The 16,281-nt window shown below is 42.1% G+C and carries 13 protein-coding genes; 5 read left to right on the forward strand and 8 right to left on the reverse strand.

Annotated features, from left to right (window positions below; genetic code table 11):
* Positions 1–254: 254 nt before the first annotated feature.
* Entirely contained in the window at positions 255–971 is a 717-nt protein-coding gene (locus CDG76_RS31770; protein ID WP_094352820.1) for a biliverdin-producing heme oxygenase, read from the reverse strand.
* Between the two features lie 572 nt (positions 972–1,543).
* On the opposite strand from CDG76_RS31770, the gene glmM reads away from it, so the two are divergent.
* The 3 genes from glmM to pnuC all read left to right on the forward strand — a co-directional run bounded on the left by glmM (position 1,544) and on the right by pnuC (position 5,142).
* A complete protein-coding gene (gene glmM / locus CDG76_RS31775) occupies positions 1,544–3,016 on the forward strand; it encodes a phosphoglucosamine mutase (protein ID WP_094352821.1) in 1,473 nt (490 codons plus the stop codon).
* 438 nt (positions 3,017–3,454) lie between these two features.
* Positions 3,455–4,483 carry an AAA family ATPase gene (locus tag CDG76_RS31780; RefSeq protein ID WP_094352822.1) on the forward strand — a complete coding sequence of 343 codons (1,029 nt, stop codon included), beginning with the start codon at positions 3,455–3,457 and terminating at the stop codon, positions 4,481–4,483.
* 65 nt (positions 4,484–4,548) lie between these two features.
* Positions 4,549–5,142: a nicotinamide riboside transporter PnuC gene (gene pnuC, locus CDG76_RS31785; RefSeq protein WP_094352942.1), complete on the forward strand. Its 594-nt coding sequence runs from the start codon at positions 4,549–4,551 to the stop codon at positions 5,140–5,142.
* Positions 5,143–5,405: 263 nt separating this feature from the next.
* Here the strand turns inward: pnuC and fdhD are convergent, their stop codons facing one another.
* On the reverse strand, positions 5,406–6,245 hold the full coding sequence (gene fdhD / locus CDG76_RS31790) for a formate dehydrogenase accessory sulfurtransferase FdhD (protein WP_094352823.1): 840 nt from the start codon (positions 6,243–6,245) through the stop codon (positions 5,406–5,408).
* A 316-nt stretch (positions 6,246–6,561) separates the two neighbouring features.
* On the opposite strand from fdhD, the gene CDG76_RS31795 reads away from it, so the two are divergent.
* Positions 6,562–7,743: a serine hydrolase domain-containing protein gene (locus CDG76_RS31795; protein WP_094352824.1), complete on the forward strand. Its 1,182-nt coding sequence runs from the start codon at positions 6,562–6,564 to the stop codon at positions 7,741–7,743.
* A 31-nt stretch (positions 7,744–7,774) separates the two neighbouring features.
* Here the strand turns inward: CDG76_RS31795 and CDG76_RS31800 are convergent, their stop codons facing one another.
* From CDG76_RS31800 to CDG76_RS31810, 3 genes are read right to left on the reverse strand one after another with little or no spacing between them, the layout of a single operon-like run.
* Positions 7,775–8,071 (reverse strand): helix-turn-helix domain-containing transcriptional regulator, encoded by a 297-nt coding sequence (locus CDG76_RS31800; RefSeq protein WP_094352825.1) that lies wholly within the window; start codon positions 8,069–8,071, stop codon positions 7,775–7,777.
* A complete protein-coding gene (locus CDG76_RS31805) occupies positions 8,064–8,402 on the reverse strand; it encodes a type II toxin-antitoxin system RelE/ParE family toxin (RefSeq protein WP_094352826.1) in 339 nt (112 codons plus the stop codon). The genes CDG76_RS31800 and CDG76_RS31805 overlap by 8 nt, the downstream gene beginning before the upstream one ends.
* Before the next feature lie 25 nt (positions 8,403–8,427).
* Positions 8,428–9,147 carry a Uma2 family endonuclease gene (locus tag CDG76_RS31810; RefSeq protein ID WP_094352827.1) on the reverse strand — a complete coding sequence of 240 codons (720 nt, stop codon included), beginning with the start codon at positions 9,145–9,147 and terminating at the stop codon, positions 8,428–8,430.
* A gap of 342 nt (positions 9,148–9,489) precedes the next feature.
* Between CDG76_RS31810 and CDG76_RS31815 the strand changes: the two genes are divergently transcribed.
* Positions 9,490–9,927, forward strand: coding sequence for an orange carotenoid protein N-terminal domain-containing protein (locus CDG76_RS31815; protein WP_094352828.1), 438 nt, complete (start codon positions 9,490–9,492; stop codon positions 9,925–9,927).
* A 201-nt stretch (positions 9,928–10,128) separates the two neighbouring features.
* Here the strand turns inward: CDG76_RS31815 and CDG76_RS31820 are convergent, their stop codons facing one another.
* The 3 genes from CDG76_RS31820 to CDG76_RS31830 form a co-directional block, all read right to left on the reverse strand.
* Positions 10,129–12,351 carry an FdhF/YdeP family oxidoreductase gene (locus CDG76_RS31820; protein ID WP_094352829.1) on the reverse strand — a complete coding sequence of 741 codons (2,223 nt, stop codon included), beginning with the start codon at positions 12,349–12,351 and terminating at the stop codon, positions 10,129–10,131.
* Between the two features lie 166 nt (positions 12,352–12,517).
* On the reverse strand, positions 12,518–14,794 hold the full coding sequence (locus tag CDG76_RS31825) for an EAL domain-containing protein (protein ID WP_094352830.1): 2,277 nt from the start codon (positions 14,792–14,794) through the stop codon (positions 12,518–12,520).
* Positions 14,795–15,047: 253 nt separating this feature from the next.
* Positions 15,048–15,626 carry a tetratricopeptide repeat protein gene (locus CDG76_RS31830; RefSeq protein ID WP_223265475.1) on the reverse strand — a complete coding sequence of 193 codons (579 nt, stop codon included), beginning with the start codon at positions 15,624–15,626 and terminating at the stop codon, positions 15,048–15,050.
* Positions 15,627–16,281: the final 655 nt, after the last annotated feature.

The following is a 16,281-nucleotide window of genomic DNA, read 5'->3' on the forward strand; positions in this document are numbered from 1 at the left end:
AACATAGATGAGGTTTAGACTTCTAGGCTTGCATCTGTCACATTGTTTTTTAAAATTGGTATTAACTTCTTCAATCATAATTGAGGGGCAATCTCCCCATGCTTGCTTTCACCTATCAAAAGCAGTCACAAGGCTATTGCCCCTAAATATTTTGAGCGTCGATCGCTCTTTCGCCAGAAACACCTATGAATTATCCTTCATCAGGCTATCTGGACTTATGACTCCACACACCATACTCCGCAATCTCAACACGGTTACTCAGCTGTGACGAGTTCAGTACTACCACGTGTACGACGCCGTGTAAGACTATTATACAGCATCACACCGATCGCCTTGATCAAATTACCTTCCAATTCCTGGAATAGCTTCATGTTCGTGCCAAAGGCGGCATTAGCTTCATCAACGATGCGATCGGTTGCCGCCTCGTCAAGGGGTAATTCATCCAAAATTTGCCGATATTTGGCTTTGAATGCCTTCTCATCAGTAATTTCTGGAAACTCATAAAAGGCTGTGCCTTGTCCGTCAGACAAATTCATCGCTGTTACAGCAATATTTTTGAGAATTTGTCCCCCGGATAAGTCACCTATGTAACGAGTGTATGAATGGGCGATTAACAATTCCGGTTCTGTAGCAGATATTTCTCGGATGCGCTGTACATAAGCTTCACCTGCGGGAGATAGTTTGATTTGCTCTCTCCAGTTTGCACCAAAGTAATAACTTAGGTCTTGTTCTAAGCTATGCTTACGGTTTAGCTGAGGAAAGTTAATTTTAGAAACTATTGGGTGCTGGCGGTGCTTTTCTATTTCCTCTTCCATCGCTGAGTAGACGAAGTAGAAGTTAGCAACAAGTTTCCGGTAAGAGTTTTTTTCCACTACTCCTTTTAAAAAGCACTTGACAAAACCTACATTTTCTGCCATTGTGTGGGCTTTCTTAGTGCCTACACGTAATTTGGTTGCTAAATTGCTGCTCATGCTAAATTTCTCAACTTTAAAAAGTTAACTGCCGGAGTTTTAATTCACTAACGGCTAAAAAAGCCATTAAAACGTTACCTTAAAACTATTTGATGAGAATTTATATTAAAATTTTTTAAGCTGCGATGATTTTGTAGTTTTTTACACAGCGACAAGGCTAAGAGAACAGAGTTTTAGATTTCAGTATTTTGATTTTTTGTTGTTATTAGCTGAATCTTGCTTTCATTCTCAGCTTGGGTGAAAATTTTTGTGATGCGCCGAAAGTAATATTTATTACATGAATACTTAATAATAGCATTGTAAAGTGTGAACTAATACAGATAAAAATCAAAACGAAAATTGTCGGCATAAAAGGAATAATTAGCTAAGATGTGGAGACTTTACTAATAACGTAAAAACCAATACTGACTTTATCAAAGATTTACAATCTCAGAAAGAAAAATTCAGTATTATTACGTAAAGATGGCTCGATCTAGAATGAATTTATAAAGAGAAAAAGCATGTCAAAATTGCTGAATAAAGTCTTAAGTGCTATTTATTTTTCAGTGTGATTGTGTGGAGTGTTTAAAAATATGGTTTCATCTATAACTCGGACATCGGGCATTTCTGGGGGTTCTACTTCTGAAGTTGAGGGATTGGGCAAAGGGATTGAGAGCAGTTTTGGACTGAATTTAATCCCACTACCGGCAAATCCCTTATTTGGCACAGATGGGATTCGCGGGCGAGTGGGAGAATTACTGAGTGCGCCTCTAGCATTGCAAGTTGGTTTTTGGACGGGGATTGTTTTACGTAATCATGCTACTCAAGTAGGGCCAGTGATTCTCGGACAGGATTCTAGAAACTCCAGTGATATGCTGGCAATGGCTTTGAGTGCAGGGTTAACAGCAGCGGGGTTAGAGGTTTGGTATTTGGGATTATGTCCCACTCCTTGCGTTGCCTATCTCACCAGCGTCACTGATGCCATTGGCGGAGTGATGATTTCTGCCAGCCACAATCCCCCAGAAGACAATGGGATTAAGGTTTTTGGTGGCAATGGTGGGAAGTTACCGCAAATATTGCAGACAGAAATTGAAGCGGGACTGCGTGGCAAAATATCACCGATCGCTAGAGTCAGTAATTGCGGACGGCATTACTCACGTTTCGAGTTAGTGGAAGATTATAGCTCGGCGTTGAAAAAACCCTTGAATGGTGCCCTAAATCTTCAGGGAATGAAGATTGTTTTAGACTTGGCATGGGGAGCCGCAGTTGGGTTAGCACCATCAGTATTTACAGAAATGGGGGCAGAGGTAATCTGCTTGCATAACGAGGCAGATGGCGATCGCATTAATGTTAACTGTGGTTCCACGCACCTAGACATTCTGGCAGCAACCGTACAAGAACACAATGCCGACATCGGCTTTGGCTTCGATGGCGATGCCGATCGCGTCTTAGCAGTAGACAATACAGGCAGACAAGTTAACGGCGATTACATTCTCTATCTGTGGGGACGGCACTTACAACAAAACCAACAATTGCCAGACAACCTGATTGTATCTACAGTCATGGCCAACTTAGGCTTTGAGAAAGCTTGGCAGCAAATTGGTGGTAACTTAATTCGTACCGCAGTTGGCGATCAATACGTGCAAGCCGAAATGCAGCGGACTGGAGCAATGTTAGGTGGCGAACAATCAGGTCATATTCTTTGCCGTCATTATGCCGTAACTGGAGATGGCTTGTTAACAGCATTACACATAGCATCTTTGGTGAGAGAGGCGGGTGTTCCCTTGAGCGAATTAGTAGATCGAAGTTTCCAAACCTATCCACAATTGTTGCGCAACGTGCGCGTTGTCGATCGCGATCGCCGTTTGGGATGGCAAGATTGCCAACCTGTGCAACAAGCGATCGCTCTTGCTGAAGCTGCAATGGGCGATTCCGGCAGAATTTTGGTTCGCGCCTCTGGCACAGAACCAGTCATCAGAGTAATGGTGGAAGCAGCCAATGCCGAACTCACCAACTACTGGACAAATGAACTAGTTTCACAAGTACAGCAGCATCTAATGGACTAAATTAGCTAATGATCTCATCTGAATTCTAGTATCGCTAAAGATGCGATAAATCATCACAAAGACGCGATAAATCATCAGAAAGACGCGATAAATCGCCGTCTCTACAAAAGACTAATGATTGTAGAGACGGCGTTTTTATCGCGTCTCTTGCCTTAACTAAGATTTAGCTAGTACAACACGGCGGAAATAAACCAATCATTCCAAATCAACGAAACCATTATGCTGTATTCATTTTTAATTTTTAATTTTTAATTCCGCCTTGCGGTACTAGATCGATAAACTGAAGAGATTTCTATACTCTTCTTTTGAACCAAGAAAAAACTTAGCAATTCCTGAACGAGCTTCCTTTTCAGGCATAAACTCTTTTGTAATCAATATTTCCTGACCATTGATTACTTCTTTTTTAGAGTAATAGGTATCTATAAAAAGTCAAAACTTATGACTGGTAAATGCGGACTCACACTAGGTAAATACGCGCCTCTCCATAAAGGTCATCAATTAGTGATTGAAACAGCCTTAGCAGAGATGGATGAGGTACTTGTGATGATTTATGAGTGTCCAGAAGTGACTGCTATTCCTTTAACAGTTCGAGCGAATTGGCTGCGTCAAATTTATCCACAAATTCAGGTGATTGAAGTGTGGGATGGCCCAACTGAGGTTGGTGATACTCCTGAGATTAAGCAAAAGCACGAAGATTACATCCTGAAACAATTAAAATCCCAAAAAATTACCCACTTTTACTGTAGTGAATTTTACGGTGAACACGTAAGTCAGGCGTTGGGGGCAGTTAATCGGCTCGTAGATTGCGATCGCCAAACTTTTCCAATTTCTGGAACGCAAGTAAGAAGAGACGCTTACGAATTTCGAGAGTATTTACATCCTGATGTGTACCGCGATCTGATCGCCAATATTGTTTTTCTGGGCGCTCCTTCGACTGGTAAAACCACCATTGCATCACAATTAGCTAAAGAGTTTAACACAGTATGGATGCCGGAGTATGGGCGCGAGTATTGGGAAAAATATCAAATTAATAGGCAACTTTCGCTCTCGCAACTTGTGGAGATTGCCAAAGGGCATTTAGAACGTGAAGAAGCCTTATTATTGCAAGCAAACCAGTATTTATTTACAGATACTAATGCATTGACAACCTATCAATTCTCCTTGTATTACCACAAAACTGTTGCCCCAGAGTTAGCAGAACTTGCCCATCAAGCCATGTCGCGCTACGATTTAGTATTTCTTTGTGATTCAGATATCCCTTACGATGATACCTGGGATCGTTCTGGAGAGGCAAATCGTAGTATATTTCAAAGACAGATTCAGAGCGACTTAATTATTAGAAAAGTTCCATTCTTTCGCATTTGTGGCGATATAAATGCACGTATTACTCTGGTTAAAAAAGTAGTGTCATCCTACCAAAAGTATAGCAATTTAGGAAATTTATTTCTCAAAAAAATTATTTTATAAAGTGTATTAAAGTGATTGAATTTTGGAGTATCAATACTATCGCCTTCAATCTTATGGGATATCCCATGAGTTATGTAGAATTCTTGGGAACGATTTTTTCTCTATGGTCGGTGTGGCTAATTTCTCAGAGAAAGATTCTGACTTGGCCTGTTGGGATAGTCAGCGTCTTGCTATACATGGTACTTTTTTATCAAATCCGTTTGTATGCGGATATGTTAGAACAAGTCTATTACTTAGTTATTAGTGTGTATGGTTGGTGGAGATGGATTACACCTGAACCTGATACTGGTAAGGTTTTACAGGTTAGATATAGTCCACCGCGTAAAATTGTTTTGATTGCAGCAATTACAATAGCAGTTTCATTCGCAACGGGAGCTTTGATGAGTAAAATTCACCTGTTACTCCCTGCAATATTTCTAGAGAAAGCTTCTTTTCCTTATTTAGATGCACTCACAACAATCATGAGTTTTACTGCTATGTGGCTCATGGTACAAAAAAGGATTGAAAGTTGGTATTACTGGATTATTGTTGATGTTATTGGTATTTGGTTGTATTACGTTAAAGAAGTTAAATTTGTTGCTTTTCTTTATGTAATTTTTTTGTTCATCGCAATTAACGGTTCAATATCTTGGCTCAAGACAGCTAAAATTCAGGATTGAAAACCCCTCTATATCTTTTCTGTTTCGTAGTGGCGTGGCACAGCTAAAATAATGCATTAGATGTAGATGTAGTTTGGGTTTCGTGTTGCTCAACCCAAAATTTATCGGAGTGTTGGCAATACTATTCGTTTAAGGCAAGAGACGCGATGAATCGCCGTCTCTACAATAATCAGTCTTTTGTAGAGACGGCGATTTATCGCGTCTTTGTGATAGATAATTTTTTTACAACAATTTAGCCTCGCCACGCCACTACAAAAGTGTTCTTAAGCAGCGTTTATTCTTTGTAACCCAGTGTAAATATTGAACCGTTCACCGCGCAGGAATCCAATTAAGGTAATCCCAAATTCTTTGGCGACGGATACCGCCAAACTACTAGGAGCGGAAACAGAACAAACAATAGGAACCCCAGCAGTTGTAGACTTTTGCAAAATCTCAAAACTAGAGCGCCCGCTAACCAGAATAATACAATTATTTAAAGGTAACTGGTTACTGAGCAAAGCTGTACCAATCAATTTATCCAAAGCATTGTGTCGCCCAACATCCTCCCACAGATTTAACAAATTACCTTGAGTATCGAAGATAGCCGCAGCGTGCAAACCCCCTGTAGCAGTGAAGATACCTTGAGCAGCCCGGAGTTTGTCTGGTAGGCTGTAGATGATCTCAGGTGTTATCGTTGGCCCAGAAGGAATCACTGGACATCCCCGCAGACGTAAAGCTTCAAGGCTAGCTTTACCACACACCCCACAGGCGCTACTAGTGTAGAAATGGCGCTCCAAAGGCTGTAAATCTGGAATCAACCCATCCCGCAGTTCCACATTTACGATATTATGGCGCTGCTCACCATCTACCAATTCATCTACGCAGTAACTAATACGTCGGATATCTTCTCTGCGGCTAACGACTCCTTCACTGTAGAGGAAACCGACAGCTAGTTCAAAATCTGCCCCTGGTGTTCGCATAGTAACAGCTACCGTCTTCTGGAGAGGGAGAAGACGAATTTCTAAAGGTTCTTCAGTGGTGAGTTGGTCTAAACGCGATCGCATTTTACCATTTTCCACAACCCAGACAGTGGCTTTGGTCTTGCTTTTAGTTGGCATTTTCATATTTATGAGAGTTGGTGACTTTAAATTTTGATCCTAATCTGGGAACAAAGTAATGCTATTTATATATCAGATGTCAGGTTGATGCTCACCAACTACTCCCGGATTTCTCACGCATAGTGTAGGCTTCAGGGGAAGAGGAGTGTGGGGAGTGTGGGGAGTGTGGGGGGTAAGACTTCTTCCCCATCCTCCCACACCTCCCACACCNTCCCACACCTCCCACACCTCCCACACCTCCCCTTGGATTTCTCACAAGTGAGAAATCCAGGTACTTTGTGCAGTTGAGCTAGATTGCCTCGGTTTCTGTTTAGTAAGTGAAATGAACCTAAAACTTTTGGCTTTCAGCAAAATTTTATTTGCAATAATCTTTGTAATTTCCCTTGGTTTTACAGGATATTTAGTAGCTAATAACATTAGTCAGAGAGTAATTGAAAAATCTCTTGCTAAACAAGTGATTTCTACCTCCACCGTAGGAAAAAGCTCTCAATTACAGAAACTTTTAAATGAGATAGTTGTAGAACAGAAAATCCCTGGTGCGGTAATGTATATTACTACACCTAAAGGTTCTTGGCTGGGAGCATCTGGTGTCAATAACTTGTCAACTAAAACCAGGATGAAACCCACAGATGGCTTTTCTATTGCCAGTATGAGTAAAACTTTTATGGCGGTGGTTGTGCTGAAATTAGTGGAACAAGGGAAAGTACAATTAGATCGGGCGATCGCAACCTATTTACCAACAGATATTAGTCCTCATATTGTCAACAGCGAAAAAATTACAGTTCGTCAACTCCTCAACCATACTAGTGGTGTTGCTGAATACTTAGATACAAAAGCATTTATTCAAGCTACAGCGAAAAGAAGTCGCTCACAGCCTTGGACAGCTAGAGAAGCTATTCAGTATATGTATCAAGAAGAACCGCAGGCAAATCCCGGAGAAAAATTTATTTATACTGATTGCAACTATATTCTTTTGGAACTGATTGTTGAAAATATCACTAGGGGAACTCTCGCACAAGCAATCCGCAGTCAGATTTTAAAACCATTGGGATTAAAACATACCTTCACAGAATTGCGCGAACCGACAATTGGCGAAGTAGCTACAGGTTATAGCGATCGCAATAAAGATGGTAAGCTAGATAGCTACGCCCAAGTCAATGATGGCAATGGTTTGGGAGATGGTGGATTAGTTTCAACAGCAGAAGATTTGGCCAAGTTCGCCAAAGCGTTATTTGCCAAAAAAACCTTACTTTCGGCAAAGATGATGAAAGAAATGCTGAAATTTAAAGATAATGGCGCAGACTATAGCTACGGTTTGGGTGTAGAACGCTTTTCATCTCCTTTAGCAAAAGCAATTGGGCATAGTGGTATAGCTTATGGCTTCGCAACATTGCTTGCATATTTACCCAGTGAGAATACCACTATAGTAGTGCTGCTAAACAATCAAAATGTTGATCTTAAATCAGTAGCTAAGACAGGTTTAGAGGTTGTCGAGAATAAATGATAGTAATTATTTGTAATTATGCTTGTAGGTTTCATCTCAACTTAACTGTTACCGCCAAATGCAACCCTAATGCATCCAGCAAAGCACTCAGACAATAAAATTCTATTTTTTCTTTCTCGGCTAATATCTGTTCGAGTTTGTCATAAACTTCCTTAACTTGTACAGAAAGTTTATCAATTCCACCTTGTGCCTCAATCACATTTTTCAGCGCCTTACTTAACATTTTCGGGTCGCCTTCTTCTAAAACAACTTCGATATAAGCTGCTGCTTCTAATGGATCTTTGAGGTCTTCAATCAGTTTTTCATGATAGCTTGCACTTTTAGACATCATCTCTACTCCGATAATCTTCCCAATATTCTTTTGCTTTATTAATATCTTTTTCTTGAGTACTTTTATCACCACCGCACAAAAGAATAATAATTGCTGACCCTTCTTGCCCAAAGTAAACACGATAGCCAGAACTGTAGTCTATTCTCAGTTCAAAAACCCCATCTCCCACTGATTTACAATCACCTAAATTACCTGCTTCTACTCGGTCAAGCCTTGCTCTGATTTTAGCCTTTGCTTTTCTATCTCGCAAAGAGTCAAACCACTCAAAAAAAGGATTTATGTCGTTATGTGTTAAATAATTCCTAATCTCCTTTGGTTGAGCTTCCATAATTTTTAGAGCAAGTCTACATACTTTAAATCGTATCTGGGTCAACACCCAATTCTCGCAGTTTTGCTGCTAGGCGTTCAGCACGTTGTCTTTCTTGTTCAGCACGTTGTCTTTCTTGTTCGGCGTGTTCCGTTTCCCACTGGGCAATTTCTTCAGGTGTAGGAATTACCTGTCCTTCCGCATTGAAATAGCGTAATTGATTTTCATGAACGCCCAAGTACAAACTTAGCTGCTGACTCCACAACAATCCTTGTGGGTTGGATTCTATAGGTTGATACGTACCTCCCAGCAAAATAAACCCAGCAAATTCTAGATTCTTGGGGTCAAACCAGAAATATTCAGGAGTGCGAAAGATATCTTGATAAATTTGTTTTTTTAAGCCCTTGTCAATCGCTGCGGTTGATTTTGAAAGCAGTTCTATAATCAAATTCGGATATTTGCCGTCCTCTTCCCAAACAACCCAACTATCACGGAGTTTACGTTCAGTATTTAAAACAACAAAGAAATCTGGCCCCCGAAAGTCTTCGGATTTACGCTGGCGTGGACTGTAATGAATGCTAATATTGCCGGCAGCAAAGTAGTCATTAATACGATTGAGGTCTCGCCACCACCAATCAAGACATTTTATCAATAGCAGCATTTGCTGCAAATGTAGGTATGTTTCCAATGGTGGTTCGTTACTTTCTAAATCCCCTGGTGGAAATATAACATCTTCTGGGGTTTCAAAATCTTTGGCGACAGACATGGCTGCAAGTTTTGGAGTGATGTTAAGTTGAGCGTAGCAGTCGGAAAGCCTTAATATTAGGTTTGCTTTTCTAAGCGTACTATATGCATTATAATCAGGAACCCCTTGGAGCGATCGCTTAGAGTCACAGACGTTACTTAGCTTTCATATACATCGAAGCAGGCATTTTTGTAACTAGCAACTTAAGTTATTTATATCTGTCTTATGTAGTGATCCTATCCCTACCCTAAGTAGGGTTATCCATCTCGATTTGTTCGTTAAGTTGTATGAAGTACTGAAAGCAAAGTTCCTCAGTTACTTACTGAGGAAATCAAAATAACCTTAACTTAGTTGGAGTTTTTTATGACTTACACAGCCGATGAAGCAACAAAACCAGCTTTAGAAACTTTTCAAAACTTTGATGTAGATACTCAGCTAGCCCTACTTTGGTTCGGTTACTTGGATCTTAAAGAGCAGCTAAACCCGACACCTCCTGAAAGCGTAGAAGCTATAGCTAAAGCAGTGTTCGACCAAATACAGGACTTGTCTAAAGAAGAGCAACTGCAAGCACAACGGGACATTATTAATGGTGCAAGCCAAACCTATAATAGTCTAAGTCCCAATGCCAAATTAGACGTTTGGCTACTGTTGGCACAAGGAATGGACAATGGAAGCGTCATTCAAGTGCCGTCCGACTATCAACTACCTGGTGAAACGGATGAATTTGTCGCATTGATCAAAAATCTAGAGTTTGAGCAACGCGTTAATTTCATGCTGAGTGTGGTACAAGCGTTCGGTTAGTTAAGTCCAAAAACTCTCAATAGTTTTTTAGAATTGGGGATAACTGAAAGTAGCAAATTAAGCTAAACCTGGCTCCTTTTGCTCTACTTTAATAGACGTTAATTTAGAACTACCGCAGAGATGCTCATCTTTGCGGTAGTCTTGATGCAAATTAATGGATATGCTGTTGGAAATCTTAAAGCTGGAAAAATGAGACTTGATTCAGATTTTTTCTAACCGCACGATCGCATTATAATCGGGTACACCTTCGAGCGATCGCTTACTTTTATCTAGTAGCACATTACCTTCTGGCCAATGTACTTGCAAGTTACCTGACTGAATTGGCGCAATGTAGACTTGACACAACAACTCGCCTAAATCATTCTTAAGAATGACGCGATCGCTATCTTTTAAACCTAACTTTGTTGCATCAGCAGCATTCATTAGCACCGCCTCTCGCATCGCCCCAGTAATTGCATCCTTGCGTTCTTGCACCATACTATTAAATTGTTTGCCTCGGCGGGTTGCTAATAAAAAATAGCCTTCTGGTAATTCTCTTTGGCGTGGCAATAATACGCCAAAGTGTGCTTTACCATCGGCTGTCGGGAAATTCCAGCCAAAGCATAAATGTGAGCCACCATATTGAAACTGATCGCCAGCTTGCTGTAAATGTTGAATACCAGCATATTGGGGGACGACTTGAGCAATTTCTTGACGGATAGCAGCTGTGTCAGCAAAAGCCAGCTTATCTGCCAAATCTGGTTTTACCCGCCTTGCCAATTCTAAAAATACTTCCCACTCTGGACGCGCTTCCCCAATCCGCGGTCCCGGAATCTCTGGACTGAAAATTACCCGGCGTTCAGTGTTAGTTTCTGTGACTCCCCCTGGTATTTCGTAGCGAGTCGTCGCAGGTAACAGCACCACAGTATCAGCAGGTTCTACCAACATTTGGCTGGAGAGAACAATATCTATATGTACCCGCAGGGGTATTTTCTTCAGCGCCGCTTCCACATAATCCGGTTCTGGTAGCACTTCTAAAAAATTCCCGCCCACAGAAACCAACACTTCTATTTCTCCTTGATGTGCGGCATTAATCATTTCTGGAGCAATTAAACCTTTACTTGGCGGCAGTTCAAAGCCCCAATGTTGACTCAATTGGGCAGCATTTTCTGGGGTAATAGGTTTACCACCAGGAAAAACTGTCGCGTAACATCCCATCTCTGCACCACCTTGCACCCCAGAGTGACCGCGAATTGGCATTAAACCACAACCTTCCCGGCCGACAAAACCTTTGGTAAGAGCTAGATTAATGATACTTCGCACGTTATCTTCACCGCATTCATGCTGAGTAATGCCCATACTCCAAACAAATACGGCTTTATTAGCTTCTTTGACCATTTTGGCAAAAGCGTGCATTGACTCGCGGGATGTTCCAGAAAGCCGCTCTAATTCTTCCCAAGATTGGCTTTCTAACGATGCTTTGAGTTCAGCAAAGCCATCTGTGTATAAATCTATAAATGACTGGTCTACCCAATTGTTAGCAATTATATGTTTAATAGTGCCATTTAAAAATGCTATATCCCCGCCCATGTTGATTAAGAAGAAGTCTTCGGCAAACTTTGTACCGAAAACGGCACTTTCCACAATTGAGGGAACCCAGTAGCGCTCCATTCCTGGTTCGCGGTAAGTGTTAATAACTACAATTCTAGTGCCAGCTTTCTTGGCGTAATGGAGATACTTAACGGTGACAGGCTGATTATTGGCAACATTCGAGCCAATAAAGACTAATAAATCAGTACCAATCCAGTCTTTATAAGAACAGGTGGTAGCCCCAGCACCCAAAGCAGCTTTTAATCCTGCTGTACTGGGAGAATGGCAAATGCGGGCAGCGTTATCAATATTATTGCTTCCCATTGCCCGCACAGCTTTTTGGGTAGCATAATAAGTTTCGTTGACAGTACCGCGACTGGTAACATAGAAACTTAGACGGTCTGGTGTAGTGGAGCGGATGCGATCGCTAATTACCCCTAAAGCTTCATCCCAACTCACACGGCGAAAGCCTTTTTCCCCACGTTGACGAATCATCGGGTACGGAAGTCTTCCCAAGTCCCGTAATTGGGCACTTTTTTGCTTTTGCAACTGCGAAACATCCGCCAATAGCACAGGGTCAAAAGCTGGCATCGTATTCATCTGCAACAACCGCAACCGAACATTGCAGAGATGGATACCATCTAAAGTCCAATCCTTCATCCCAGTTGTTCCGAGAGCGCAACCATCGCAGACACCTTTATCAAGAATATTCCACGCATAAGGTAGTTTGTCACGAGACAACCAAATCGCGCGAAATACCTCCCAATAGTTGTTGGGGTACTGTTCGCCAATGCCAAAAGGCTTCCAACTTGCCCAATTTGAAGGAGTCCAGTGCTTTTTGGGTTTAGGTAACATGATGCAATGTGTGTAAGTTGCTGGATTCTTCCAGGCTACCGTTTTGAATAGCAATTGAGTAGCAGCCAGTTAAAAATCCAGATAAAAGCTGGGAAAATTAATTTATGATCTAGGACTTACGCACTTTACACATTGACCATTATGTGAATAGTCAGCTTGTTACCCCTTAACCGACAAGTATTGATCCCAATGGGCGAGGCATTCCAATGCCATATCCCTGTGCGTAATCAATTCCTAGTGCCGTAATTCGCTCTAAAATTGCCTCATTCTCTACAAACTCAGCAATCGTCTTAATACCCATCACACTGCTAATGTGTGTGATTGCTGTCACGATCGCATTATCCACAGGATTCTCGATAATGTTACGAATAAAGCTCCCGTCAATTTTGAGGTAATCTACAGGCAGAGACTTGAGATAAGCAAACGACGACATCCCCACGCCAAAATCGTCCAACGCAAAGCGACAGCCCATCCGTTGAAGTGACTGAATGAACTGTCTGGCTTTGTTCAAGTTAGCGATCGCCACAGTCTCGGTAATTTCAAAGCAAATCCACTGGGGTAAGATGGAGTGTAGGGTAAACTGCTCATACAGAAAGCCAATAAACTGATCGTCGTTGATGCTAGAGCCAGAAAGGTTAATCGCATAGACGCTTTGTTTATCGCCAACAACCCTTGTCCAATTACTGAACAGAGTCCGAATTACCCATCGATCGATCAGGTGCATCAAGTCGTAGCGTTCTGCTGCTGGAATAAACGTCATCGGCAGCACTAAATTTCCCTGCTCATCGTGGAGCCGCAGCAGCACTTCATAATAGTCGCCGTTTTGAGCCACCGGAGTGATAGAGGCAATGGGTTGAACATAGAGACAAAACCAATCACTTTCCAAGGCATGAGAAATGCGGCTAGCCCACTGCATCTCCCCGCGCTGTTGCAGTCGCTCCTGATCGTCAGTCTCAGCAAAGTACACGCGATTGCGCCCCCGGTTCTTCGCGGTATAGCAAGCTGCATCAGCCATGCTGATAATTTCTGCAAGGCTCTCGCTATTCATGTCAATACCCACCAAGCCGATACTTACTCCAATTGAGAATACCTGCTCATGCCAAACAAACCGGAACTCTTGAACACATTTAAGCAGTTGATTGGCAACTCGTAAAGCTTGCTCCGGCAGACACTGACTGAGCAATACGCCAAATTCATCGCCCCCTAAGCGTGCCAGTGTGTCAGTTTTCCGAATCCTCTGCTGCAATAGCATAGTAATTTGACGCAGTAATTCGTCTCCAGCCAGATGACCACAGGTATCATTTACAATTTTGAAGTGATCGAGATCCAAATAGCACAACGCATGAATCTGGCAGTCTAATTTGGCAAGATGCAATGCTTGTTCAATCTGCTGCTCAAACTCGTGGCGATTCACCAATCCGGTTAAGGGATCATGACTTGCCTGCCAGGATAGCTGACGCGAAAGCAAGCGGTTCTGAGTCACGTCACAAAACACCATAACCGCGCCAATAATTTCTCCCTCACGATTGTGAATAGGCGCGGATGAATCTTGAATCGCAAGTTCTTGATTATTCTGATTAATTAAGACGGTATGCTTTGCTAAACTTACAGTTCGATTTTCCTTTAACGCTTGCTGAATTGGGTTCTGAACTGTCTCCCGTGTCGTTTCATGCACAATTCCAAAGACTTCTTCTAACAGCAACCCTTCTGCGGATATTTCACTACATGCAAGCAGAGATTTTGCAACCGGATTGAGGTATTTAATCCTGCCAAACGCATCTGTGGTAAGAACTGCATCTCCGATCGATTGCAACGTCACCTCGGCTAATTCTTTTTCTTCAAAAAGTGTTTCTTCAATTTGCTTGAATTCTGTGATATCGTATCCCACCGATTGAAATTCCAGAAAGCATCCTTGCTCGTCAAATATCATTCGGTTATGCCACTTAGTCCAACGCACCTCACCTGCCACAACCACGCGATTCTCAATAATCACAACAGGATTATCAGCACTAATTAAAGCTACAAATTCAGCAACTCGCTCCCGATCTGCCTCCAAGATAATCGGTTGATCGCGGTTGCCGAGCTGTTCGTCTGGCGATCGCCCAAAATAAAGCGCAAAAGCTTTGTTGAAAAACGTGAGTCTGCCGTCTGGTAAATATCGGGCAATCATTTCAGTCTGATCTTCTACAATGGCACGGTAACGAATCTCGCTTTTCGCAATTTCTGCCTGCTTGAGTAAGCGATCGCGTGGCGTCTCCAAGAGTTGCTCGTCGTAGACATCGCTGATTTCCCGCTCCAGTTCTTGGTTGGCTGCCGCCAGTCGTGCAGAACTGGGGAGAGTAAGTGCCTTTAGTATCAACTCTCTCAACGCAATATCTGTATACAGTGTTCTTAAAGCCGTGATGGCTTTGAGCCAACTACTTAGCCAATGTTTATAAGCCAATACCTTTGCCCAAAAAAAGTATGAAGAGAGAGGGCTGAACCCAATACTGCTCGGTTAAGGGAAGAAGGGGAAGGGCAAAGGGCAAGAAAAAACCTTTACCCCAAACCCAGTAACCTTTTCCCAAAACCCGATTCCGAATTAAAAATGCTTAACCGAGAAGTATTGGGGCTGAACCTGACTATACCGCTTGACTAGTCCCCTGCATGGATTAGAAGTTTTCTCTATCTTTCCATTTCGGGAACTTCAGACTAAATTAACATTCTGGATAAGTCTCCAGCAGGTGTTTAAACACTGCTAAAGCTTGCAGATATAGCCGCTCGGCTTCGTCGTAGCGTCTTTGAAAATCATAAAGTGACGCTAGGTTGTTCAGGCTGGTGACGATAGAAGGATGTTCTTCTCCCAGCAGCCGTTTTTTCTCTCCTAAAGCTTCCACTAACAACTCTTCCTCCTGGTCGCATCCTTGAGAATAGTAGACTGCTAGGTTGTTCAGGCTGGTGGTGACAAAAGGATGTTCTTCTCCCAGTAGCCGTTTTTTCTGTCCTAAAGCTTCCACTAACAACTCTTCCTCCTGGTCATAGCGTCCTTGAGAATAGTAGACTGCTAGGTTGTTCAGGCTGGTGGCGACAAAAGGATGTTTTTTTTTCAGCAGCCGTTTTTTCTGTTCTAAAGCTTCCACTAACAATTCTTCAGCTTGGTCATGGCGTCCTTGATAATAGTAGAGTCTTGCTAGCTCCTTTAGGCTAGTGGTGACAAAAGAATGTTTTACTTCCAGAAGCCGTTTTCTCTGTCCTAAAGCTTGCAAAAAAAGCACTCCTCGATTAGGCTTGGTCATAGTCATAGCTTCCTTGATAATAGTAAGTAGACTGCTAGCTTTTTCAGGCTGATGGCAAGAGAGAGACGTTCTTCTCTGAAAGGGGTTTGCAGTGTTGATAAATCTTGCTTATCCCAAACTGCTGCAATCAGCACTCAATTGACATAGCATACAGTTATCTGCTTGCCCTTAATGTCTTATCAAGGATTGAGATGTATAGTATAAGTATATGAAGTTTGAGTTAATTACAAATATTTAAAAATCTTACAATACCTTAACTTTGTTTATGAGTATTTACATAGAGAAAACCTAGATAAGATAAGCTTGTTTTTGCCGGATAGCAAAAAACTGAGCCAATAAAATCCTGTATACTTTTCAAAGTCTAAATAAAATCCCTGCCACTGTGGACAGGGATAGCAGTTTTGAGAGGATGTCTGAAAAGTTTTTTTGTATACATCTAACCCTTGTAGATCCCCCTAAATCCCCCGATAAATTGGGGGACTTTAAGACTCTTATTCCCACCTTTTTTAAGGGGAGCCAGCGCGGTCTTCTCTACGAAACGCTGCGCGATAGCGAGTCCGCGAGCGTCTGGGGGTTTCCCCCATCCTGGATTTCTCACAAGTGAGAAATCCAAGGGGTGTGGGAGGTGTGGGAGGATGGGGAAGAAATCTTACCC

Origin of the sequence: Nostoc sp. 'Peltigera membranacea cyanobiont' 210A (assembly GCF_002246015.1) — a bacterium.
Taxonomy (GTDB): domain Bacteria; phylum Cyanobacteriota; class Cyanobacteriia; order Cyanobacteriales; family Nostocaceae; genus Nostoc.

Bases quoted from the DNA above. Each gene is read 5' to 3' on its own strand.
- CDG76_RS31770 (WP_094352820.1), bottom strand. From the start codon at position 971: ATGAGCAGCAATTTAGCAACCAAATTACGTGTAGGCACTAAGAAAGCC.
- glmM (WP_094352821.1), top strand. From the start codon at position 1,544: ATGGTTTCATCTATAACTCGGACATCGGGCATTTCTGGGGGTTCTACT.
- CDG76_RS31780 (WP_094352822.1), top strand. From the start codon at position 3,455: ATGACTGGTAAATGCGGACTCACACTAGGTAAATACGCGCCTCTCCAT.
- pnuC (WP_094352942.1), top strand. From the start codon at position 4,549: ATGAGTTATGTAGAATTCTTGGGAACGATTTTTTCTCTATGGTCGGTG.
- fdhD (WP_094352823.1), bottom strand. From the start codon at position 6,245: ATGAAAATGCCAACTAAAAGCAAGACCAAAGCCACTGTCTGGGTTGTG.
- CDG76_RS31795 (WP_094352824.1), top strand. From the start codon at position 6,562: ATGAACCTAAAACTTTTGGCTTTCAGCAAAATTTTATTTGCAATAATC.
- CDG76_RS31800 (WP_094352825.1), bottom strand. From the start codon at position 8,071: ATGTCTAAAAGTGCAAGCTATCATGAAAAACTGATTGAAGACCTCAAA.
- CDG76_RS31805 (WP_094352826.1), bottom strand. From the start codon at position 8,402: ATGGAAGCTCAACCAAAGGAGATTAGGAATTATTTAACACATAACGAC.
- CDG76_RS31810 (WP_094352827.1), bottom strand. From the start codon at position 9,147: ATGTCTGTCGCCAAAGATTTTGAAACCCCAGAAGATGTTATATTTCCA.
- CDG76_RS31815 (WP_094352828.1), top strand. From the start codon at position 9,490: ATGACTTACACAGCCGATGAAGCAACAAAACCAGCTTTAGAAACTTTT.
- CDG76_RS31820 (WP_094352829.1), bottom strand. From the start codon at position 12,351: ATGTTACCTAAACCCAAAAAGCACTGGACTCCTTCAAATTGGGCAAGT.
- CDG76_RS31830 (WP_223265475.1), bottom strand. From the start codon at position 15,626: ATGACCAAGCCTAATCGAGGAGTGCTTTTTTTGCAAGCTTTAGGACAG.